The sequence below is a fragment of the Bradyrhizobium sp. Leo170 genome, assembly GCF_004296405.1.
GTDB lineage: Bacteria > Pseudomonadota > Alphaproteobacteria > Rhizobiales > Xanthobacteraceae > Bradyrhizobium.
The window spans coordinates 22835-45229 of sequence record NZ_PSRR01000024.1; the positions used below are offsets into that span (position 1 = coordinate 22835).

Here is a 22395-nt window from a genome sequence, read left to right on the forward strand (position 1 = left end):
TTATTCGCTTCTGGCCATCTAGGCTTAACTCGGCATCTGTGCTGCCCCCGGAACTCGTCAAGCCGGTGTTCCCCCGGTGATCCGGTTGCTGGCATACGCAATCGAATTCGAAAGCAAGGATCGGAGTGCATCAGACGGGAATTGGCGGCACCATCGTCCAACACCATATGAGAAAGAAGATGACTGCGACGCCCGCCAGCACCCCGAAGTCAACGCCCCCGTCGGTGGTGGATGATCCTCGATGGGCACGCATTGTCGCGCGCGACAAGACGGCCGATGGCCATCTCTGGTACTCGGTGGCAACGACCGGCGTCTATTGCCGGCCGTCCTGCCCTTCGCGCGTTCCCAACGCCAGGAACGTGCAGCTCCACGACAGCCTGGAAAGCGCCAGGGCGACAGGCTTCCGGCCTTGCCGGCGTTGCAATCCGGAAGGCCTTTCGACCGAAGCCGAGAACGCGGCCCTGGTGGCGAAAGTGTGCCGGATCATCGAGGAGAGCGAAGAAGAGCCTTCGCTGGAGCAACTGGCAGCGGCGATCGGCCGGAGTCCGAGCTATTTCCATCGCGTGTTCAAGGCCACGACCGGGTTGACACCGAAGGAATACGCCGCCGCCCACCGTGCCAGGAAGGTTCGCCAGGGATTGGTCTCGGGCAACTCCGTCACCGAGGCGATCTACGACGCCGGCTTCAATTCCAGCGGGCGCTTCTACGAGAAGTCGACGGACATGCTCGGCATGACGCCGTCGCAGTACCGTGCCGGGGGCACGAACGAGGAGATCAAGTTCGCGGTCGGGCAGACTTCTCTCGGCGCCATCCTCGTCGCCTCCAGCACCAAGGGCGTGGCTGCGATCCTCCTGGGCGACGATCCGGACGAACTCGTCCGCAATCTTCAGGATCGTTTCCCGAAAGCGCATCTCATTGGCGCCGATCGCGACTATGAGGCACTGGTTGCCCGGGTCGTCGGGTTTGTCGAGGCGCCGGGGATCGGCCTGAACCTTCCCCTCGACGTCCGCGGCACCGCCTTCCAGCAACGCGTGTGGCGGGCTCTGCAGGAGATTCCCGTCGGCGAAGCGGTTTCCTATACTGAAATCGCACAGCGTATCGGTTCCCCCAAGGCGGTGCGCGCGGTGGCCGGCGCCTGCGCGGCGAACAAGCTTGCCGTCGCCATTCCCTGCCATCGCGTCGTTCGGAAAGATGGCTCGCTCTCCGGTTATGCCTGGGGCGTCGAACGCAAGCGCGCTCTGCTCGACCGGGAGTGCTCGCAGGGTACATGAACAGCGCCGCCGCCTTGACCTCCAGAGGCACCTTCCGGCCAGTGTCTGCGAGTTTGAAAGCAATATTCGGAGTGCGCTGGTTGCGATCTCGTGCACTCACTCGATCATTCAGGTGGTCGATGCGAGCCTATCGAAGTCGCTGGTGATCGCCGACGCCGATCGACTGGCGGAAGGAACGCTTCAGACGATGTTTCCTCGGGGTGCATTCGACGCAAAGACCAAGCGCGAGAAGCGACGCCGCAGGACAATGCCCGATGCGATCGCAGGCCTTGTTCACGCCGATCCGGCGAAGGCGCGCGTGATGGCCTATTTCCGCCGGCTCGTCACCGACGGCCATGCAGAATGGCAGATGCTCGAGAACGGAGATATCCGGCTCCGCTTTCGCACCGGCGATACCTATCTTCTCGCGAAGACGACGATCATCCGCATCGCGTGAACTGACCGAAATTCTGATGAGCTTGCTTTGCCCCAAGTGTCCGGCTCTTTCGCGTCGGCAGGCAGCAATCGAAAGCTTTCTCGATTTGAGAGCAAGCACCGGAGTTCAGGCAAGCGCGCTGCCCAATAGTTTCGATCATGAGGACAGATCAGGGAGCTAAGCGATGAACCTCATGATTTCCGACGCCGCCTTGCAGCTTTCACCCACGGCAAAGCGTGCCAACGCTGCCGTCGAGATGCTTTTCTATGCGACCGGCGAATGCGCCCTGGGCAAGGTGCTGGTGGCCCGCAGCGCCAACGGCGTCTGCGCCATTCTGCTTGGCGCGGACTCTGGCGAACTGGAGGCGGATCTCGCCGCCCGTTTTCCGGAGGCCATGCTCGTCGCGAACGAGGCCATCGTCCGCGATGACCTAGCGAAGGTGATCCGTTTCGTGGACAAGCCCGCCGAAGGACTTCATCTTGCGCTCGATATGCGCGGGACGGCGCTCCAGCGCCGTGTCTGGGACAAGATGCGCTCGATTCCTGTCGGCAGGACAGTGACCTACATGGAACTCGCTCGTTGGATCAGCCCGATGGCCTCGGCCCGGGTGATCGCCGGCGCCTGCGCCGCCAATCCGATCGCACTCGCTATTCCCTGCCATCGCGTCATTCGCACCGATGGCGATCTGGCGGGTTATCGCTGGGGCATCGAGCGCAAGCGTGAATTGATCAGGAAGGAAGCCATCGCATGACAGTCCGTTCGTCCACCATCACCCGTGCCCCCGCGGTTACGTCCGCAGAGGCACGGGTTGCCGCTTACGACTGGCAGGTGCTCGCAGGCGAGCTCGACAATTACGGCTGCGCCGTCTTGCCGAAGCTGCTTTCGCCCGAGGAGTGCCGCACCATCGCAGATATCTACCCCGACGAGAGCCATTTCCGAAGCCACATCCACATGGCGCGGCACGGCTTCGGCAAGGGCGAGTACCGCTATTTCAAATATCCGCTGCCCGAGCTCATCGGCTCCTTGCGAACCGCGCTCTACCCGCGCCTTGCAGGTGTTGCCAACGAATGGAACGCTCGGATGGGAATAAGCGAGCGCTATCCAGGCGACCATGCGTCGTTCCTCAAGCAATGCCACGACGCCGGCCAGACGCGCCCGACGCCGCTTCTGCTGCAATACGTCCCGGGTGACTTCAACTGCCTCCACCAGGATCTCTACGGCGATCTCGCATTCCCGATTCAGGTCGCGATTCTGCTCTCGCAGCCCGGCACGGACTTCGCAGGTGGCGAGTTCGTTCTGACCGAGCAGCGGCCGCGTATGCAGAGCCGCGTCGAAGTCGTGCCGCTCCGGCAGGGCGACGCAGTGGCCTTCGCGGTCCATAACCGGCCAGTGCAGGGATCGAAGGGCAATTACCGCGTGAACCTTCGTCACGGTGTGAGTCGTGTGCGCTCCGGCATGCGGCACACCGTCGGGATTATTTTTCACGACGCGACCTAAAGCGCGATGAGATGAGGATGAATCATCATCGCGCTTTAGGTTATTGTTTGAGCATGATCTCCGCGCAAACGCTTCGCGTTTGTCGCGAGGGAAAACCGCTTCACACTTTTCCGGATCATGCTTCAGCGGCGCGGCAGACGCACTCCCGCCGAATGGAGAAGGCCATGAAACTGGTCAGGATGAGCGAGCAGAAAGTCGGCCTCCTGGTGCCTCTCTCCAGAGGCCTGCCTGTGATCGACATAGCGAACAGCCTGGGTGTATTTGCGCCGCATGATCCGCTGTCAAACGGTCTTCTGAACGGCGCGCTGAAAGATGGTTGCGATTGGTCGCTGATCGTCAAGCATTGGGCTCACTTGCGGTCGCCGCTCAAGAGGCTGGCAAACCTCGCCATAGCTAATCCAGATCATTCATGCCTGGTCATGCAGCCGTTTACAGAGCAATTCCAGATCGAAGATGCCGTCGATCAGATCGTTGCGATCGATATAACCGACACGGAACGCCTCGAAGAACAGGATCCGACGGGCCGGCACGCCATGGCGCGACAGTTCAGTGAGCTTCCTGAGGATAAGATCAAGCGCGATGCGCCGTCGGCGACGGGAGCCGCTCAGGTCATCGACTTTTCGCATCACAAACAGATCGGCGACGCCTGATTTCCAGGTGTCTCCGCCGGAGAGATAGCAGTCGCCCGTGGCTTCTCGACTGTCGCCAATAATGCGCGAGCCGGGCTCTCGCCGATCAGCGTCACCTCCATTTTTCGATTTGAAAGCAAGGACCGGATCGGCCCCGCCATCGCCGGCTTCTATCTTGTCGCCAGAAACAAATTCGAAGGAGCGCAGGATGCGCGAAATCATCCGCTTTGCCTGGGGGACCAGTTCCCTCGGCGATTTCATGGTGGCGATGTCCGGCAAGGGGCTCGTCGCCCTCGAATTCAGCTCGAACCGCTCCGCGGCGGAGGACGCATTGCGCGGCCACTTCCCGGAAGCCGACATCATCGACAGCGAGCAGGAATTGACCGATGTCCTGTCGAAGGTGCAACGCGCGATCGAAGCGCCGGGTTTCGATCCCGCGATTCCACTCGACTTGCGCGGGACGCCGTATGAAGTCGAAGTCTGGTCGATGCTGCGTGCAATACCCGTCGGCGAAACGACCAACTACGGCGCCCTGGCGGCCAAACTCGGTACCCGCGACGCACGCGAGGTGACCGAGGCGATCGCCTGCAATCCTGTTACGGTCCTCGTGCCGTGTCACCGCGTCGTCAAGAAGGACGGCTCGATCTCCGGCTATCGCTGGGGCGTCAAGCGCAAGCGCGAGCTATTGGCACGCGAACGGCGTTCCGGGGCATCCGAAACTCTGTGAAGGGTTGCGGCGCGTCAGGCCGCTTCGTTGGCGCGCCTCCAAACCGGAAACGGATCGGGCAGGCCGGCCCAGGCCTGCGTATCCATGCCAGGCTTTCCTTTCACGAGGCACGCATCAAGCCGTGCACGGATCGCGGCTTCATCCATGTTCGTGCCGATGAAGACGAGTTCTTGCCGGCGGTCGCCATAGAGATCGTTCCAGCTCTTCTTCAATATTCGCTGCCACTCGGGATCCTGCGGCCACCGTTCGCGCGGAATCGCTGCCCACCAGAATCCCAGGGCCTCGGTCTTGGTGATGGCGCCGGCCTGGCTCATTTCGCCGACCCACTGCGGACGCGTGGCAATCCAGAAATGGCCCTTGGCGCGAATGACCCCTGGCCAGGCGTCATGAAGGAAGTGATGGAATTTCGTGGGCTCAAACGGCCGCTGCGCACGATAGACGAAGCTCTTGATGCCGTATTCCTCGCTCTCCGGCACATGGTCGGCAAAGCCATACAGCTCCTTGAACCACAGCGGATGCTGTTGCGCCTTCTGAAAATCGAAGCGCCCGGTATCGAGGATCCGATCGAACGGGACCTTGCTGTGATTGGTCTCCAGGATCTCGGCCTCAGGATTGAGCGCCCGGATGATCTTGCGCGCGGCATCGCGGTGCGCGGGTGTTGCGTCATCCACCTTGTTCAGCACCACCACATCGGCAAATTCGATCTGCTCGACAAGCAAATCGACCAGCGTGCGCTGGTCGTTGTCGAGGGCCTCGCCGCGCTCGCTAAGGAAGTCGGTGGAGGAATAGTCCTTCAACAGGTTCACCGCATCGACGACCGTGACCATCGTGTCGAGCCGCGCGACGTCGGACAGGCTCTCGCCTTGCTCGGTCCGGAAATCGAACGTGGCCGCAATCGGCAGCGGCTCGGAGATGCCGGTCGATTCGATCAAGAGGTAATCGAACCTTCCGCCTTCAGCCAGCGCACGCACTTCCCTCAGCAGGTCGTCGCGCAGGGTGCAGCAGATGCACCCGTTGGTCATCTCAACCAGCTTCTCGTTCGTCCGGGAAAGATTCGCACCGCCATCGCGAACGAGGTCCGCATCGATGTTCACCTCGCTCATGTCGTTCACAATCACGGCCACCTTCAGGCCGTGTCGGTTGTTGAGCACGTGGTTCAGCAAAGTTGTCTTTCCAGCCCCGAGGAAGCCGGACAAGACGGTGACGGGCAGTTTTTGCATGGAGATCGAACAGCCTTTGCAGCTCGAGGAATTTCCGCCCGGCAGAGGGCATCGGGGCATCCATATGTAATGTTATAACATGACATAACCGGAGCCGTTTTCGATTGTCAAGCTGCACCGACGGCAACGCGTGCTGCGTTGGAGCAAACGTGAGTTGGTGGAGTGGCTGGATTGTCAACTAATGCCAACGCGATCAACCAACCCGGCCATCGCGTGCGCCCCCATCACGGAATGATCAAACTCGAGGAATGTAGGAATGAAGCAGATTCGACCGCGTTGCGCTCCGCATCTGCGTAGGTCCTGCATCGGCACTTCTGGTGCGTGCTCCGAACCGGAGGTCGCTCATGTCGAAATACCCGAAAACTGCGGCCGCATTGGCCGTAGCGAGCTTGATTGCAGTCGCTGCATTGGCCGATCCACTGCCCCCAGACGCGACCTACAGGCCGCTTCCGACGCAGCCGCTTGATGTGGTGAAGGCGCTCGATGAGGCGCAGAAACCGCAGGTCATGCAGCGCCAGCAGGCCTTGTTGGAGCAGCGCTATGACCTCTCCAACCGGCCGATCGACAATGCGATGATGTCGGGCGGGCGAAAGCCCGTGCAGGACGGAGTGCGCGTCAGGCTGGCGACAGGAGTAACCTGGGACAGTCTGTCGGCGATGAGTCCGGACGAGATAAGGCAGCGCGGATTGCTGCCGGCCGGTTTCATGCCGCTGCCGCATGTCAAGCAGGCGACCGGCGGCCAGGTTTTCCCGAACCAGCAGATCGACGAAATCAACCGGCAGGAATCGCGCAACATCAGGCGCTTCGACATCGATTTCGATCTCCCCGACCAGTTCACGCCGGAGTTTCCGCCGCCGATCTTTCTCACCACCCATCCGGAACTGGGCGATGTCTCGCACGGCCAGCTTCTGACGATAAAGAACTACTATCAACTGATGATCGGCATCATCACGCCCGTGCAGATGGAGGGACTGCGCCTGTTGCTGACACCGTTCCCGCAGGAAGAGTTCAACCAGACAGAAGATCGCAAGAGCGCAGACCAAAGCCTTGGCGTCACCTGTCTCGATTGCCATGCGAATTTCCACACCAATGCGGCCTTCCACCAGACACCTGACGTGCGTCCGCAGGCGGCTCGCTTCCGCCTCGATACGGTCAGCCTCCGCGGCATGTTCAACCAGCAAATTCATGGCTCGAAACGGTCGCTGCGCTCGATCGAGGACTTCACGCAGTTCGAGCAGCGGACGGCCTATTTCAACGGCGATCACGTCAGCGCGCAGCGGAAGGGCGTGAACCTGCCCGACCGATTTGATCAGGTCCCGATGATGGCGCAGATGCAGAACATCATCGATTTCCCGCCTGCGCCAAAGCTCGACCCGCTGGGGCGGCTCGATCCCAGCAAGGCGACGCAACAGGAACTCGCGGGAGAGCAGGTGTTCCTGGGCAAGGGGCAATGCGCGCAATGTCACATGCCGCAGACGTCGTTCCTCGACAACAACATGCACGACCTGAAGCTTGAGCGCTTCTACAATGTCGGTCAGACGGTCAATGGTCTCGTCACATTGCCTGATGGACCAATCAAGACCTTCACGTTGCGCGGCATCAAGGACTCGCCGCCCTATATGCACGACGGGCGGTTGCTGACGCTTGCCGACACGGTCGAGTTCTTCAACCTGGTGCTCGGCTTGAAGCTGACGCAGGAGGAGAAGGATTCGCTGGTGGCGTACATGCTGACGCTGTGATGCCAGTCGGGTGCCGGCGGTTGTCGTCCCGCTGAGTCGCAGAAGGAGATTGAGTGATGCGTCTTCTCACGCTCGTAACGATCGCAATTGCATTTGTTTCTCCGGCGGCTTTCGGTCAGTCGACCAATCCCGCGAGTCCCGCGCCGGGTAATCCCGGCGGCGTGCCGCCTGGCACGAGACAATCTGCACCTGGGATGCCGGCGCCACGCCAAACCAATCAGCCGGATCGCACCTTCATTCACGCCGCCGCAGTCGGAGGATTGGCTGAGGTGGAGTTGGGCAGGCTCGCGGCGCAGAGAGCAACGAGCCGCAGGGTCAGGGAATTCGCGGAGCGCATGGTCCGCGACCACAGCGCTGCCAACGACAGGCTGGGAACGCTCGCAAACACGAACGGGATTGCGCTGCCTGATAAATTCGACGAGGAACACAAGGCCATGCGCGCCAAGCTGGAGCAGTCGAGCGACGCGCAATTCGATCGTGCCTACATCGAGGGGCAAATTATCGAGCATCAGAAGACAGCCCAGCTTCTGGAATACGAGATCGGTTCAGGTGAGAACGCCGAACTGAAGAATTTTGCATCCGACCTCTTGCCGACTGTGCTGGATCATTTGCGGATGGCACAAACGATTTCCGCTGAGATGGCACATCAAGCCGCAACAGAGATGCCGCGAAAGGAGATGCCGCGCGAACGGCGCTAGCGACACTGGGATCGGAAAGTCACCTGTGGGGTTTCGATCCCTGCAACGGTACGCAATTTCGCGTCGGTACGCGAGGTGCGCGCTTTCGCCGCAATGGCGACGGTGCCATGTGGGGCTATGCTGAGTGCATTATGACATACGTTGTCGACATCGATCCGCGCATCGCGCGCATCTGTCTGCACGCCGGCCGCCTGCACGCAGGCACTTAGCCGGACGGCCGATCGAGCCGTCCGGGTTCTGTTCTCATCGATATCTCGAGTTCGTGGCTTCCGTGCAGGAGCCCGATTTACTTTGAACAGAAGGAACGTGCCGTGCCGCCCCCGTCAAAGACCGTCCACACCGCATCCGATGATCGCCGCCTCGAGCCCACGCGCGAAAGCGTGAGACAAGCCGAGTCGAATGTCGTGCCATTGTTCCGTGCGCCTGCGGCTACAAAAGATGATCCCGTCGACGACGACCCAGGGCCAACGGCTGCCTGAACGCCAAGGTGACAGCAATGAGCAAGAAGACCGAACCCGATCTGCCGCCGATCCTGGTGACAACGGAGGAGAAGCAGCGGTTGAGCGGGCTTGCCAACTCCAGCATGGAGCTTTTTCCGCGCGTGGCCTATTTCCTCGCGGGCGAGATGGAGCGCGCGAGCATCGCTCCTGACGACGCCGATTTGCGAGACGTGGTCCGCATGGGCTCCGAGGTCCGCTATCGTGACGACAGCACCGGCGAGGCGAGGGAGGTGGTGCTGGTCTATCCGCACGAAGCCGACATCTCGCGCAAGCGCATTTCGGTGCTGACTCCGGTCGGTGCCGCGCTGATCGGCCTGTCAGTCGGCCAGACCATCGAATTTCAAACGCCGGATCGCCGAACGCGAGCGCTGACCGTGTTGGGGGTTTCGCATTGAGCAGGAGCTTTGCGACCATGCGCGACCGTGTGTTTGAGCAAGCCGGGCTGATCGTGATCTGCATCACCATCGGCCTGATCGGGCTCGTCGGCGCTCTGGCTTACCTCGCGCGGCTGTTCATGTGAGTCCGGTGGCTGTTTGAGCCTGGTGGCCGGGTTCGATCCCTGCAACGGAACGCGTTATAATCGCGCGTCGCTTAAGGCGAGGCGCTTGTCATGACACAGTGGTACTTCGTCTGGATCGAAGGTCCGCGCGGGCCTGTGCCACAAAAGTGGTCCACGGAGGGACTTTGGGGGCAGGTCACCCGTCAGGATGTGATCGTGCGCTTTACGCTGACGGAACGCGAAGCGGCGCTATCGCTCGACGAATTGGCGAGGTTGCATCCTGTTCCCGAGGAGTGAACCTTGGGGAACTCGCGAATTTAATGCGAGCGCGGGGTTGAATAGGCGAGCTCGGACCCAATGTCCCGGACTTCACGTTCGTTGAAGCGCGGTCGAAACGGATCGTATTTGGCGAAGAGCCGGCGACAGGATGGCAATTCGAAGAAAATCATCCAGCGACGGCACAAGTGAAGCTCCAGCGCGTCGTCGTGTTGGCGGGATGACGTCCCGCAAATGCAGGCGGCCGCCTGCGGCTTAGGCCGTTGCGCGGTGCAACCCTCCAATCCAGAGGAGCGAGGAACATGAGACTGAACTCATCCCAGGTCGAGCGGGCCTTGAGCCAATTCGATGCCCACTGCCTTCCCGACGATCACCCGGCGGTCGCCCAGTTGAACCGCTTGTTCGGTGATCACACCTACTTCCTTGACACCAACGGGCTCAACGTTCTCGAGCCCAGCGAATCAGCGGAGACGGACACGCAGATCGGCAAGATCGTGAACCTCGCCCATTGGAGCGACGACACCCTGACGAATTTGATGCCGCACGAGCCTGAACCGACCGGCGTCATCGTCAGTCTTGGCTCCAAGCACTGATCGTTCCTGATTGACCATCGTGAAAGCCCGCCTCTGGCGGGCTTTTGTTTTGCAGCCCTTGTCACGGTGCTTTTGGGGCAGCCGTGTACAGGCAGCGGAAGCCGATATAGACGAGATCGAACCGCCGCATTGCATGCTATCTTGCGCCTCCAAATGGAGTGACCCTCATGCCAATCTGGACCTGCGAACAATGCGGCGCGCAGTTTTCCGAGAGCGCCAGTTCGCCGCCGTCCTGCCGGATCTGCGAGGACGAGCGGCAGTTCGTGAACTGGAACGGGCAAGTCTGGCTCAGCCGCGAGGAACTGGCCAAGCGCCATCGTGTCGTCTGGCGCGACGATCTTGGGCTCGTTGGCATCGCGGTCGAGCCGCGCTTGGCGATCGGCCAGCGTGCGTTGCTGGTGCCGGATGGCGACGGCCTTGTGATGTGGGACTGCATCCCGCTCGCAACGCGAGAGGCGATCGACTACGTCAAGTCGCGCGGCAGGCTGAAAGCGATCGCGGTATCGCATCCGCATTTTTATGGGGCGGTGGCCGACTGGAGCGAGGCGTTCGGCAATGCACCGGTCTATCTACATGGCGACGATGCGCCATGGATCACGCGGCCGCATCCGTCGATCATGCCGTGGCGAGGAGAGGAGCTCGCGATTTCGGACGATCTTCGGCTGGTCCGCGCCGGCGGGCATTTTGCTGGCGCGAGCGTATTGCATTGGCGCACGGGCGCGGATGGCCGCGGCGCACTCCTGACCGGCGATGTGGCGCAGGTGGCGATGGATCGCCGTCACGTCAGCTTCATGTACTCCTATCCGAACTACACGCCGCTGAACGCGGTGGCAGTGCGCCGCATCGCGGAGGCGATCGCGCCGCTTGCGTTCGATCGCATTTACGGCGGCTGGTGGGGACGAAATATCGAGCACGACGCGAAGGCGGCGTTCGATGCGTCGGTCAGACGGTATCTCGATGCCATATCTTAAAGCCCCGTAGAGCATGAATCGCGCGAAGGTGGTGTTCCATTGACGTGGTCTTTGATCACATTAACGCCTTCTTAGAGCATCATCCGGAAAACTGTGACCCAGTTTCCGAAAAGATCATGCTTAGACAAAGAGATAAGATCATGGTCCGACCAGCCTGATCGGATCATGATCTGAGTGCGCTTCTCCTTAGTGTGCACGCGTAAATTGTGGGGGCGTCAGTGTCGCTGTTGGAAAATCCTCCGGAACGAACGTTGCAGGCGCTCGGGCGCGATGTGGCCGAGACGCACGTTGCGCCGGCGCTTTACGCGACAACGCTGTTTGTTTCGGCGCTACTGTTGTTCTCGATCCAACCGATGTTCGCCAAGATGGTACTGCCGAAACTCGGCGGCGCACCCGCGGTGTGGTCGGTCGCGATGGTGTTCTTTCAGACCGTCCTCCTCGCAGGCTATGCCTACGCGCATCTGCTCGGCCGCGCCTTGCCGCCGCGTCGGGCCGCCTTGGCCCATCTTGCGCTCATCGCCGTCACGGCACTCACGCTGCCGATCGCGATCGCGTCCGGCTGGGGCGCGCCTCCGGCCACCGGCATCGCGTTCTGGCTGTTCGGGCTGTTCGCTGCCTCGATCGGTTTGCCATTCTTCACATTGTCGGCGAGCGCGCCGCTGCTGCAAAGCTGGTTCGCCGCGAGCGGGCATCGGCAGGCCGGCAATCCCTACGTGCTCTATGCGGCCTCCAATCTCGGCTCGTTCGCGGCGCTGCTGGCCTATCCCGCGCTGCTGGAGCCGATGTTGACGCTGAAGATGCAAACGGCCGCCTGGTCGGTTGGGTTTGCGCTTCTTGCGCTGCTTATGGCCGCGGTAGCGCGGTCGGCCGGGCGCGGTGCGCCCGTCGCGGCCTCTGTTGTTCATCCGGGTGATGTTGCCGGAGTGACCGTTGCCGACCGTGCGCGCTGGATCGTGCTGGCGGCGATTCCGTCCGGGCTGGTGATCGCCGTGACGGCGCATCTGACGACCGATGTCGCGGCCGCACCGTTCCTCTGGGTGATTCCGCTCGCGCTGTACCTACTCACCTTTGTTGCGGTGTTCCGCGAGCGGCCGTGGATCGCGCATTCAACGGTGGTGCGGCTGGTGCCGTTCGCAGTGATACCGCTCGCGGTCAACCTGATCGGCAACAGCAGCGCCTTTTGGGCGGTTGCGATTGTGCTCAACCTAGTTGCGTTCACGCTGCTGACGTTGCTGTGTCACGGCGAGCTCTATGCGCGCCGGCCCCATGCCCAGCGGCTGACGGAATTCTTCCTTTGTACGTCGTTCGGCGGTGTCATCGGCGGTGCCTTCGCTGGCCTGTTCGCGCCGCACATTTTCTCCGGTAATACAGAATATCCGATCCTGACCCTGCTGGCGCTGCTCGCCATTCCCGGCGCTTTTGCCGGCGGGCTGCGCAAGGCCTTGGTCGAAGCGTTGCCATGGTTGCTCGCGAGCGCGGCGCTGGGGATGATCTGGTACTTCGTGAGCTCCCAACGTCCGGCCGCGCTCGATCTGCCGATCCAAATAGGGCTGAACCTGCTGGCGGTCGTCATGCTGTTCCAACGACACAGGCCGATGAGGTTCTTCGGTCTTGCCGTGCTCGGTTTCATGTTGACCGCATTCTGGCGGCCAGGATTTGTGCCGGTTGAAACCGCGCGCAGCTTTTTCGGCGTGCATAAGGTGGTGGAGATAAACGACGGCAAGTTCCGGCTGCTCTCTCACGGCAGCACCATTCACGGCGCGCAGCGCCTGCGCAATGAGGATGGAACACCGGTCCAGGGAAAACCAGTCCCGCAAATGTACTATAATCCAGGTGGGCCGTATGCCGAAGCCATAGAGTCGGCGCGTGCCGCCCGCGGCGGATTCGACCGGGTTGCCGTCGTTGGTCTTGGCACCGGCACCCTTGCCTGCCACCAGAAACAAAAAGAACGATGGACTTTCTTCGAGATCGATCCGGAAGTTATTCGCATCGCGCGTGATCCGGCCCGCTTCGAATTCTTGTCGCGCTGCGCGCCTGATGCCGAGATCGTGCTTGGTGATGCTCGTCTGACGCTTGCAGCCTCGCCCGACCGCTACGACCTGATCGTGCTGGACGCCTTCTCCTCGGATGCCATTCCTGCCCATCTTCTGACGCGCGAGGCTTTCTCCGCCTATCTCTCCAAGCTCACGCCGCATGGCGTGATTATCGTCCATATCACCAACCGGCATCTCGACCTTGCGCCTGAACTTGCCAACATCGCGCAGTCACAGGGGCTCGAAGCCTATTTTAAGCAGGATACCAGCGCCGATGATTTCGCGACGACGCTGAAAGCCAAGGTGCGCCTGGTGGTGCTGGCTCGCCAGCCGACGGATCTCGGCCGTATCTCCGAAGGCTGGACCCATTTGGAGCCGGACCCCTCGAGTGCGCTCTGGACGGACGATTATTCCAATATAATTGGCGCGATGCTACGGAAGAAGTTCGGCAGCTGATCCGTTCGGTGGTCGAGAGGAAGCGGCAAGACTTGATCCGTTAAATCATCACGCTATATCGACGTTTTCCCTTATCCTTGATCGGGCGAACGTATGACGAATAGCGATACCACCCCTGAATCCCAGCCGTTCCAGGCCGAGGTTGCCGAGCTCCTGCACCTGATGGTGCACTCGGTCTATTCGGAGACCGATATCTTCCTGCGCGAATTGATCTCGAACGCTTCCGATGCCTGCGACAAGCTGCGTTATGAGGCGATTGCCGCGCCGGACCTGATCGCCGACGGCGCGCCGCCGAAGATCTGGATCAGGCCGGACAAGAAGGCCGATACGTTGTCTGTGATCGACAGCGGCATCGGCATGGACCGGCAGGAGCTGATCGACAATCTCGGCACCATCGCGCGCTCCGGTACCAAGTCGTTTCTCGCGCGGCTTGCTGAGGCCAGGGACGGCACCAACCTGATCGGTCAGTTCGGCGTCGGCTTCTATGCCGCCTTCATGGTTGCCGACAGGATTGTCGTGATCAGCCGCCGCGCCGGAAGCGACCAGGCCTGGACTTGGACCTCGTCGGGCGGCAGCGGCTTCGAGATCGCGCCCGCCAGTGAGGAGGATGCCAAGCGCGTCACCCGCGGCACCGAGATCGTGCTGCATTTGAAGAAGGACGCCGCGAAATATCTCGAGACCTATGAGATCGAGCGCATCGTCCGCGCCTATTCGGATAACATCCAGTTCCCGATCGAGCTGGTGCCGGAGGAGGGGGAGCCAAGCCAGATCAATTCCGCGAGCGCGCTGTGGCAGCGGTCGAAATCGGAACTCTCGGCGGAGGATTACAGCGAAGCCTATAAATCGATCGCCGGCGCCTTCGACGAGCCCGCGATGACGCTGCATTATCGCGCCGAGGGCCGGCAGTCCTATGCCGTGCTGCTGTTTGCGCCGTCGACAAAACCGTTCGACCTGTTCGAGCCGGCGCGCAAGGGCAGGGTGAAGCTCTATGTCCGCCGCGTCTTCATCGCCGACGATGCCGATCTTCTGCCCGCGTATCTGCGCTTCATCCGCGGCGTGATCGACAGCGAGGATCTTCCGCTCAACATCTCGCGCGAGATGCTGCAGAACAACCCGCAGCTCACGCAAATCCGCAATGCCGTAACCGGCCGCGTCATCGGCGAACTCGAGCGATTGGCGGATAAGGAGCCGGACGCGTTCGCCAAGATCTGGGATGCGTTCGGCCCGGTCCTCAAGGAGGGCCTGTGGGAAGATTACGAGCGGCGCGAGAAGCTGCTGGGCCTGTCGCGCTTCACGACCACTGCGGGCGAGAACCGCTCGCTCAAGCAATATGTCGAGGCTCTCAGGCCGAACCAGACCGACATCTATTATCTCACCGGCGAAAGCATCGAGCGGTTGAAGTCGAACCCGAAGTTGGAGGCCGCGCAAGCACGCGGCGTCGAGGTGCTCTTGCTCACCGATCCCGTGGATGCGTTCTGGACTTCGGCGCCGATCGATTTCGGCGGCAAGCCGCTGAAGTCGCTGAGCCAGGGCGACGTCGATTTCAGCCTGATCCCGCCTGTGGATGACAAGACCGACGAGAAAAAGGACGAGCCGGCCGCGGATGAAGCCACGACGATCGCCGCGATCAAGGAAGCGCTCGGCGAGCGCGTCGCCGACGTCCGCGCCTCGCAGAGGTTGACCTCGAGCGCTTCGTGCCTCGTCGGCGGCGGCCGCGACCGCATGCTGGAGCGCCTCCTCGCGCAACAAAACCGCGGTTCGGTGACCAAGCCGATCCTCGAAGTCAATCTGCGCCATCCTTTGGTCGCCGCGATCGCGCGCGAAAAGGATGCGGCGAGGGATTTGTCGCTGCTTCTGCTCGAGCAGGCCCAGATCCTCGAAGGCGAGCTGCCGGAGGACCCGGCCGCCTTTGCCGGCCGTCTCAACCAGCTCGTGCTGCGCGGATTGGCAAGGGCCTAGCACTCGGTCCGTAGCCCGGATGAAGCGAAGCGTAATCCGGGGAGACAGACGCACCCGCCGTCCCGGATTACGCTGCGCTGCATCCGGGCTACGGGTCTGCATCGGGGCTACGCGCAACCGATCCCAAGACCGCCCGTATCTGCTAGACAGACGCCGAAAGCGGAGCGGTCCATGGCGACGGCAGGCGGCAGCGAGATCTTCTACGGCGGCATTCCGGTGTTCCGCGGCTTTGCGCGCCTGATGGAGCCGTCGCTGTATTCGCCTTTGCCCGACGATTGGAGCATCGGCGTCGCCGACATCGTGGAATCGACCAGGGCGATCGCCGCAAAGCGCTACAAGGCGGTCAACATGGCGGGCGCGGCTGTCATCGCCGGCGTTACCAATGCACTTGGTGGCCGCGAATTCCCCTTCGTCTTCGGCGGCGACGGCGCGAGCTTTGCTGTCGCGCCCGCCGATCTCGACGCCGCGCGCGGAGCGCTGGCAGCGACCACGACCTGGGTGAAGGACGATCTCGACCTCATCATGCGCGTGGCGCTGGTGCCGATCGAAGCAATCCGTGCGCAAGGCCTTGACGTGCGCGTCGCGCGCTTCGGGCCATCGACCAATCTTTCCTACGCGATGTTCTCCGGCGGCGGGCTTGGCTTCGCGGAAGGTGCGATGAAGCGGGGTGAATTTGCCGTCGCGCCGGCGTCGCCGGGCACGCAGCCCGATCTCAGCGGACTCTCCTGCCGCTTCGAGGAGATCCCTTCCGCGCGCGGCGTGATCCTGTCCGTGCTGGTGATGCCGGCGAAGGGCGGCGATCCGCATGCCTTCCGCAAGGTGATCGAGGAGGTCATCGCTCTCGCCGAGCAGAGTCCGGATGCTGGCCGCCCGGTGCCGTCGGGCGGGCCCGCGTTGCGCTGGCCGCCGCAGGGCCTCGACTTCGAGGCGCGCACCAGGCGCGGCGGTCCGCTGTTTGCGCGGCGCGTCCTGGTGCTCGCCGTCACGCTATGGGTCTACACCATCATGCGCTTCGGCATTTCGGTCGGCAAATTCGTGCCGAAGGACTATGTGCGGCAGGTGGTCGAGAATTCCGACTTCCGCAAATATGACGACGGCTTGCGGATGATCCTCGACTGCAGCGAGGAACTGGCGCAGGCGCTCGCCGGACGTCTCGCGCAGGCCTCGGCCAACGGCGTCGTGAATTATGGCCTGCACCGGCAGGATGCCGCGATGATGACCTGCTTCACCCCGTCGGCGATGCGCAGCGACCACGTGCATTTCATCGACGGCGCCCGCGGCGGCTACGCCTCCGCCGCGTCAGCCATGAAGGCGATGCAGATCTGAAGATTTAGCGCCCGACCCGCGTCCAGCTTTCGCCGCCGCAGAGTGCGCCGACGCAGCCCTCGACCCGTAGCGTATCGGGGCCGGCGAGCGAAATGCTGCTCGCATAGGTGCCGCCGTCGTCGGCGTTGTAGATCTGGCCGGTCCACTTGCCGCCGGCCGGCCGCATGCCCGAGAACAGCGGCAGCCCGATGATCGGACGGGTCGTGAGCGCCGGATTCGGGTTCTTGTTGTCGACCTGCGGCCTGCCGGTCGCGGGGTCGATCGGCTCGCGCAGGGAGACGATCACGCCGCAAATCCCGCCGCCGCATTTGCTGACCTTGACGCGGGCGTCGCCCGCCTGCGTCTGCCAGGTGCCGGATGGATCGGCCGCGCTTTGCGCGCGCGCCGTCGGTGCGCCCAGTAATACCGCCAGCATCGCTGCGATGAGAGCTGATCTGCAAGCCATGATTCGTTCCCCAACAAAGCACGCCTGCATAGCAACAAATCGGCTTTGTGCAATCTCACTTCCGCGCGTCGGCGCGCGATCATTTGCCCCAGTGATGCGCTTGCGTCACTGCGTGGTCGCCCTGAAGATTGCGTGAAGATGATGTCCGGCATCTTACGGACGGTGCAGGCTAAGCGCATCTCATTCAGGGGTCACCACGGCAGGCCGCACAGGTCGATGGTCCCCGTATCAGGCGCGCGCTTGATGTCGAATACGAACGGCGTCATCGCCTCAAAGCGGACGCGTCCGCCCGGCTGCTCGCAATAGAGCTCGCCGGTGAAGGGCCTCCAGCCACGCGCCTGGTAGAACGCGAAATTGTGCGGCTCGCAGAACAACAGCATGAAGCGCGCCGCCTCATTGGCGCGCACGGTCTCGACCGCGGCGTTGAGCGCGATCGAGGCATAGCCGCGGCGCCGGCAGTCCTCGCGGGTGGCAACCCCGCCGATGCCGGCGATATGGATCTGGTGCCCGTTCCAGATGATGGTGCGGAAATAGATGCCGACGTGGCAACCGACGCCGCCCTCAGGCGCGTCGATCAAGACGCGCAGGTCGGCACTAGCCCACTTGATATGGCCCCACGGCAATTTCGCGATCGCGTCGGGCGGCCAGACCGCCCGAAACAGCGGCTCGACCGTCTTCCAGGAAGCATCGCCGTTGAGGATTTCGATCTCGATGCTCACTTGAGTGGGTCCTTGAGTGGGTCCTTGCATTCCATTGGCGCGATCTTACTCGCACAAACGGGAAAACGCACCTGGGCCCGCGCCCCGCCGCTCGGAGTTGATCTTAAGCATTTCATTCCCAACAATATTTTGGAGTTGGTTCGTTGCGCTGACGTTTTGCAGATCGCCTGCAGGGCCTGCATGCCTGCGCCGAAAATGCGGTGTTTAACTGTGATGGAACCTTCTATAAGAGGTCTCCGTTAGTGTCGTCTCCCCTCATGTTGGACATCACACCATGACTTTCACGCTACCCGACCTCCCCTACGCCCACGACGCCCTGGCGCCCTACATGTCGAAGGAAACGCTGGAGTACCATCACGACAAGCATCATCAGGCTTACGTGACCAACGGCAACAACGCGATCAAAGGGACCGAATTCGAGGGCAAGTCCCTCGAGGAGATCGTGAAGGGCTCGTACAACAAGAACGCGGCCGTCTTCAACAATGCCGGCCAGCACTACAACCACATTCACTTCTGGAAGTGGATGAAGCCGAATGGCGGCGGCAGCAAGCTGCCGGGCCGTCTCGAGAAGAAGATCAACGAGGACCTCGGCGGCTTCGAGAAGTTCAAGGCCGATTTCGCCGCCGCCGGTGTCGGCCAGTTCGGCTCCGGCTGGGCCTGGCTGCAGGCCAAGGGTGGCAAGCTCGAGATCTCCAAGACGCCGAACGGCGAGAACCCGCTGGTCCATGGCGCGGTGCCGATCCTGGGCGTCGACGTCTGGGAGCACTCCTACTACATCGACTACCGCAACCGCCGTCCCGACTATCTGAAGGCGTTCGTCGACAACCTCGTGAACTGGGACTACGTCGACGAGCTGTTCGGCAAGGTGTGATCTTCTAATAGTCAATCATGCACGACGTCTCGACCCTCCCCTGAAAGGGAGGGTCGGTTCGTATGTAGCCGAAGCGTAATGCGAACCGGGGAGGGGTCAACTCTTTCCACTCGGGCATCGTCTCAGCGGAGAGACCTGACCCCGCCCCGCCGCTCATTTCATTCGCGTCACCCTAGAGCGAGCTTCGCTCGACCCCTTTCAGGGGAGGGTGCAATCCCTCTCGACGGCACACCTGCGGGGCAGTGGTGGGAACGGCAGCAAGCTATTTTCTGGTCTTCTTCGGCGGCGGCCTGGGTGCGATGCTGCGTCATTTCATCAATCTCGCCTGCGGCCGCAGCCTCGGCACAGATTTTCCCTACGGCACCTTCATCATCAACATCACCGGTTCGACCGTGATGGGCCTGATTGCGGGTTATCTCGCCTTCAAGGGCGAGGCGTCGCAGCCGTGGCGGCTGTTCCTGATGACCGGCATCCTCGGCGGCTACACCACCTTCTCCGCCTTCTCGCTCGACGCCGCGCTGCTCTACGAACGCGGCGAACTCGCGCTCGCAGCGTTCTACGTGCTCGGCTCGGTCGCGCTATCGATCGCCGGCCTGTTCGCCGGACTGGCCATCGTCCGCCACCTCACATGAACCGCTCCGTCATTCCGGGACGCGCCTCTTGGCGCGAACTATGATGTGCAATTGCACATCAGAGAATCCATCGGGCCGCATACGCAGGCGGTGAAATGGATTCCGGGCTCGATGCTGTCGCATCGCCCCGGAATGACGAATGGAGGGAGCGCCGCATCGATGCATGGCCATAGCCCGCGCGCGCATGGATGCATGGCCAGCTTCCGTTTGCGTCGCCTTTGTGACGGGACTAAGCAGGATGGAAATTCTCACCCCGCCTTGGCCCCATTGCCTTGTCAGATGCACCGCTAAAGGATCCGCCGCCGGCCGATGACGCCGCGGAGGCCGAGTCGCCGCCCGGCCGTGTGCGCAAGCCGATCGGCTGGTCGATGATCTCAATCCTAGTGCTGGTTCTGGTCTGTGCGGCGCTGGTCTATCGGCGTGACGGCGCCGATGGCGTGATCGAGATCCTCACCCACGACCTCTCGCTGTTCGGCGGCATCCTGCCGCGCGTGCTCGCGGGCTGCCTGCTCGGCGCGTTCATCGCGGAAATTCTGCCGCACGAAAAAGTCTCGCGCTCGCTCGGACCGAAGTCGGGATTGAAAGGCCTTCTGATCGGCACCGCCTTCGGCGCGATCCTGCCGGGCGGTCCCTTCACCGCCTATCCGGTGGCGGCGGCGCTGCTCACCGTCGGCGCCGATTTCGGCGCGACGATCGCGCTGGTGGTGAGCTGGACCCTGATCGGCTATGGCCGCGCGGTGGCCTGGGAATTGCCGATCATGGGCACCGAGTTCACGCTGTGGCGGATCGTGATCTCGCTGCCGCTGCCGGTGCTCGCCGGCGCCTTCGGCCGCTTCGTCTATGCCCGCGTCTATCCGAACGGCGCGCCGGAATGAGCGCGGCGCTCCTGATCGACATCCTGCTGTGGGGCTCGGTCGCCGGCGTCGGCTTCATCGCCTGGCGCCGCGGACGCACGGTGCTGGTGTCGTCGTTGCGCGAAGGTTCGCTCGAATTTGCCAACATCATGCCGCGGATCGCGATCGGCGTGGTCGGGTCAGGCTATATCGCCGCGGTGATCCCGCAAGAGATCATCACCGGCTGGCTCGGGCCGGACAGTGGCTGGCTCGGCGTGCTGACCGCCGTTATCGCGGGCGCGGCGACCCCGGGCGGGCCGGTGGTCGGTTTTTCCATCGGCGCGGTGGCGCTGAAGGCCGGCGGCGGTCCACCCCAGGTGATCGCCTATGTCGTCGCCTGGGCGTTGTTCGCTTTCCAAAGGGTGATCCTGTGGGAAATCCCGTTCATGCCGGCCCGCTTCGTCTGGTTCCGCGCCGCCGTCTCGGTGCCGTTTCCGTTCCTGGCCGCCGCCATCGCGATGGCGATCGGCAAACCGTGAACTTCCAGCAGGTGGACTCGCGTAATGTTATAATGTAACGTTCCGCTAAATGGCACACGCACAGCCCCATACCCACGACCACGTCCATGGACATGCTCACGACCATGTCGCCCACAGCCATGGTCCGGCAACGCCGCATCCGGCGCAGGCCGCGACCTGGTCGATCCTGCGCATGACCGTCGCAGCGCGCCTTGCGGCAGCGCTCGCGGTCTGTGCCGGCCTGTGGGCCTTCGTGCTGCTGGCGATGAGGTGAGCGATGGCGGCACAACTGCAATTCCGCAACGTCACGCTTGGCTATGACCGCCATCCGGCGGTGCATCATTTGAACGGCGAGGTGGCCTCCGGCGCGCTGCTCGCAATGATCGGCCCGAACGGCGCCGGCAAGTCGACGCTCTTGCGCGGCATCGCCGGCATCCTGAAGCCGCTCTCCGGTTCGATCTATCTCGGCGGCCTCGACCACAGGGATATCGCCTACCTGCCGCAGTCGGCCGAGATCGACCGCAGCTTCCCGATCTCGGTGTTCGATTTCGTCGGCACCGGCCTGTGGCGCGGCATCGGCATGTTCGGCGGCATCGGCAAGGACGCGCGCGAGAAGATCCTTGCTTCGATCGCCGCGGTCGGCCTCAACGGCTTCGAGAACCGGCCGATCGGTACGCTCTCCGGCGGCCAGATGCAGCGCATGCTGTTCGCGCGGGTGCTGCTACAGAATGCGCGATTGATCGTGCTCGACGAGCCCTTCAACGCCATCGACGCCAAGACCACCGCCGACCTGCTGGCGCTGGTCAAGCGCTGGCACGGCGAGGGGCGCACGGTGCTGGCGGCGCTGCACGACCTCGACATGGTGCGCGCCAATTTCCCGGAAACGCTGCTGCTCGCGCGCGGGCCGGTGGCGTGGGGGCCGACCACCGAGGTGCTGACGCCGGACAACCTCACGGTGGCGATGCGGATGTGCGAAGCCTTCGACGACCGTGCCGCCGCCTGCGTCGTGGACACTTCGCGCGCCGCCTGATGCCATGCTCACCGACGCGCTGATCGCGCCCTTCACCGAGTTCGAGTTCATGCGCCGCGCGCTCGCCGCTGTGGTCGCGCTGTCGCTCGGTGCCGCACCGATCGGCGTATTCCTGATGCTGCGGCGGATGAGCCTGGTCGGCGACGCCATGGCGCATGCGATCCTGCCGGGCGCGGCGATCGGCTTCCTGCTCTCCGGGCTCAACCTGTTCGCGATGACGGTTGGCGGTCTGGTCGCGGGATTTGCGGTGGCACTGCTGGCCGGCCTCGTTGCCCGCAACACCGAGCTGAAGGAGGACGCCTCGCTCGCCACCTTCTATCTGGTCTCGCTGGCGCTCGGCGTCACCATTGTTTCGATCAAGGGCACCAATATCGACCTGCTGCACGTGCTGTTCGGCGACATTCTCGCGATGGACAACCAGACGCTTCTGGTGATCACCTTCAACGCCACCATCACGCTGCTGGTGCTCGCGGTGATCTATCGGCCGCTGGTGATCGAATGCGTCGATCCGCTGTTCCTGCGCACCGTCAGCCGCGCC

General features: G+C 62.7%; 25 protein-coding genes. 22 read left to right on the forward strand and 3 right to left on the reverse strand.

Features of this window, described 5'->3' with window-relative positions:
- The first annotated feature begins 179 nt into the window (after window positions 1-179).
- The 6 genes from ada to CWO89_RS07090 all read left to right on the forward strand — a co-directional run bounded on the left by ada (window position 180) and on the right by CWO89_RS07090 (window position 4539).
- Window positions 180-1271: a bifunctional DNA-binding transcriptional regulator/O6-methylguanine-DNA methyltransferase Ada gene (gene ada, locus CWO89_RS07065; protein ID WP_165421036.1), complete on the forward strand. Its 1092-nt coding sequence runs from the start codon at window positions 180-182 to the stop codon at window positions 1269-1271.
- A gap of 112 nt (window positions 1272-1383) precedes the next feature.
- On the forward strand, window positions 1384-1707 hold the full coding sequence (locus tag CWO89_RS07070) for a hypothetical protein (RefSeq protein ID WP_130577911.1): 324 nt from the start codon (window positions 1384-1386) through the stop codon (window positions 1705-1707).
- Window positions 1708-1870: 163 nt separating this feature from the next.
- Entirely contained in the window at window positions 1871-2437 is a 567-nt protein-coding gene (locus CWO89_RS07075) for a methylated-DNA--[protein]-cysteine S-methyltransferase (RefSeq protein ID WP_130577912.1), read from the forward strand.
- Window positions 2434-3183 (forward strand): 2OG-Fe(II) oxygenase, encoded by a 750-nt coding sequence (locus tag CWO89_RS07080; protein ID WP_130577913.1) that lies wholly within the window; start codon window positions 2434-2436, stop codon window positions 3181-3183. Before CWO89_RS07075 ends, CWO89_RS07080 begins: the two co-directional genes overlap by 4 nt.
- Window positions 3184-3347: 164 nt before the next feature.
- Entirely contained in the window at window positions 3348-3833 is a 486-nt protein-coding gene (locus CWO89_RS07085) for a hypothetical protein (RefSeq protein WP_130577914.1), read from the forward strand.
- A 187-nt stretch (window positions 3834-4020) separates the two neighbouring features.
- Complete coding sequence (locus CWO89_RS07090) at window positions 4021-4539, forward strand: methylated-DNA--[protein]-cysteine S-methyltransferase (RefSeq protein WP_130577915.1); 519 nt, start codon at window positions 4021-4023, stop codon at window positions 4537-4539.
- Between the two features lie 14 nt (window positions 4540-4553).
- Here the strand turns inward: CWO89_RS07090 and zigA are convergent, their stop codons facing one another.
- On the reverse strand, window positions 4554-5759 hold the full coding sequence (zigA, locus tag CWO89_RS07095) for a zinc metallochaperone GTPase ZigA (RefSeq protein ID WP_130577916.1): 1206 nt from the start codon (window positions 5757-5759) through the stop codon (window positions 4554-4556).
- A 344-nt stretch (window positions 5760-6103) separates the two neighbouring features.
- Between zigA and CWO89_RS07100 the strand changes: the two genes are divergently transcribed.
- The 9 genes from CWO89_RS07100 to CWO89_RS07140 all read left to right on the forward strand — a co-directional run bounded on the left by CWO89_RS07100 (window position 6104) and on the right by CWO89_RS07140 (window position 16809).
- A complete protein-coding gene (locus tag CWO89_RS07100) occupies window positions 6104-7498 on the forward strand; it encodes a cytochrome B6 (protein ID WP_130577917.1) in 1395 nt (464 codons plus the stop codon).
- Between the two features lie 194 nt (window positions 7499-7692).
- Entirely contained in the window at window positions 7693-8196 is a 504-nt protein-coding gene (locus CWO89_RS07105; RefSeq protein WP_245475793.1) for a DUF4142 domain-containing protein, read from the forward strand.
- 496 nt (window positions 8197-8692) lie between these two features.
- Window positions 8693-9091 carry a nucleoside diphosphate kinase regulator gene (rnk, locus tag CWO89_RS07110; protein ID WP_165421037.1) on the forward strand — a complete coding sequence of 133 codons (399 nt, stop codon included), beginning with the start codon at window positions 8693-8695 and terminating at the stop codon, window positions 9089-9091.
- 215 nt (window positions 9092-9306) lie between these two features.
- Window positions 9307-9492: a hypothetical protein gene (locus tag CWO89_RS07115; RefSeq protein WP_130225404.1), complete on the forward strand. Its 186-nt coding sequence runs from the start codon at window positions 9307-9309 to the stop codon at window positions 9490-9492.
- A 281-nt stretch (window positions 9493-9773) separates the two neighbouring features.
- Window positions 9774-10064, forward strand: coding sequence for a hypothetical protein (locus tag CWO89_RS07120; RefSeq protein WP_130577919.1), 291 nt, complete (start codon window positions 9774-9776; stop codon window positions 10062-10064).
- A 167-nt stretch (window positions 10065-10231) separates the two neighbouring features.
- Window positions 10232-11035, forward strand: coding sequence for an MBL fold metallo-hydrolase (locus tag CWO89_RS07125; protein ID WP_130577920.1), 804 nt, complete (start codon window positions 10232-10234; stop codon window positions 11033-11035).
- 218 nt (window positions 11036-11253) lie between these two features.
- Entirely contained in the window at window positions 11254-13524 is a 2271-nt protein-coding gene (locus tag CWO89_RS07130; RefSeq protein ID WP_130577921.1) for a spermidine synthase, read from the forward strand.
- A 93-nt stretch (window positions 13525-13617) separates the two neighbouring features.
- On the forward strand, window positions 13618-15483 hold the full coding sequence (gene htpG, locus CWO89_RS07135) for a molecular chaperone HtpG (protein ID WP_130577922.1): 1866 nt from the start codon (window positions 13618-13620) through the stop codon (window positions 15481-15483).
- A gap of 171 nt (window positions 15484-15654) precedes the next feature.
- Window positions 15655-16809 carry a DUF3095 domain-containing protein gene (locus tag CWO89_RS07140; RefSeq protein WP_130577923.1) on the forward strand — a complete coding sequence of 385 codons (1155 nt, stop codon included), beginning with the start codon at window positions 15655-15657 and terminating at the stop codon, window positions 16807-16809.
- Window positions 16810-16813: 4 nt separating this feature from the next.
- On the opposite strand, the gene CWO89_RS07145 is transcribed toward CWO89_RS07140, so the two are convergent.
- Both CWO89_RS07145 and CWO89_RS07150 read right to left on the reverse strand, forming a co-directional pair.
- Window positions 16814-17254 carry a DUF2147 domain-containing protein gene (locus CWO89_RS07145; protein ID WP_130577924.1) on the reverse strand — a complete coding sequence of 147 codons (441 nt, stop codon included), beginning with the start codon at window positions 17252-17254 and terminating at the stop codon, window positions 16814-16816.
- Between the two features lie 191 nt (window positions 17255-17445).
- Window positions 17446-17973 carry a GNAT family N-acetyltransferase gene (locus CWO89_RS07150; RefSeq protein WP_130577925.1) on the reverse strand — a complete coding sequence of 176 codons (528 nt, stop codon included), beginning with the start codon at window positions 17971-17973 and terminating at the stop codon, window positions 17446-17448.
- 274 nt (window positions 17974-18247) lie between these two features.
- On the opposite strand from CWO89_RS07150, the gene CWO89_RS07155 reads away from it, so the two are divergent.
- The 7 genes from CWO89_RS07155 to CWO89_RS07185 all read left to right on the forward strand — a co-directional run.
- Window positions 18248-18844 (forward strand): superoxide dismutase, encoded by a 597-nt coding sequence (locus tag CWO89_RS07155; protein ID WP_130577926.1) that lies wholly within the window; start codon window positions 18248-18250, stop codon window positions 18842-18844.
- Window positions 18845-19089: 245 nt separating this feature from the next.
- Window positions 19090-19476: a fluoride efflux transporter CrcB gene (gene crcB / locus CWO89_RS07160; protein ID WP_130577927.1), complete on the forward strand. Its 387-nt coding sequence runs from the start codon at window positions 19090-19092 to the stop codon at window positions 19474-19476.
- Window positions 19477-19748: 272 nt separating this feature from the next.
- Window positions 19749-20351: a permease gene (locus CWO89_RS07165; RefSeq protein WP_130577928.1), complete on the forward strand. Its 603-nt coding sequence runs from the start codon at window positions 19749-19751 to the stop codon at window positions 20349-20351.
- On the forward strand, window positions 20348-20848 hold the full coding sequence (locus tag CWO89_RS07170) for a hypothetical protein (RefSeq protein ID WP_130577929.1): 501 nt from the start codon (window positions 20348-20350) through the stop codon (window positions 20846-20848). The genes CWO89_RS07165 and CWO89_RS07170 overlap by 4 nt, the downstream gene beginning before the upstream one ends.
- Window positions 20849-20897: 49 nt before the next feature.
- On the forward strand, window positions 20898-21101 hold the full coding sequence (locus CWO89_RS07175) for a hypothetical protein (RefSeq protein WP_130577930.1): 204 nt from the start codon (window positions 20898-20900) through the stop codon (window positions 21099-21101).
- A gap of 3 nt (window positions 21102-21104) precedes the next feature.
- Window positions 21105-21857, forward strand: coding sequence for a metal ABC transporter ATP-binding protein (locus CWO89_RS07180; RefSeq protein WP_130577931.1), 753 nt, complete (start codon window positions 21105-21107; stop codon window positions 21855-21857).
- 4 nt (window positions 21858-21861) lie between these two features.
- Window positions 21862-22395: metal ABC transporter permease (locus CWO89_RS07185; RefSeq protein ID WP_130577932.1), on the forward strand; the 534-nt coding region annotated here is incomplete at its 3' end.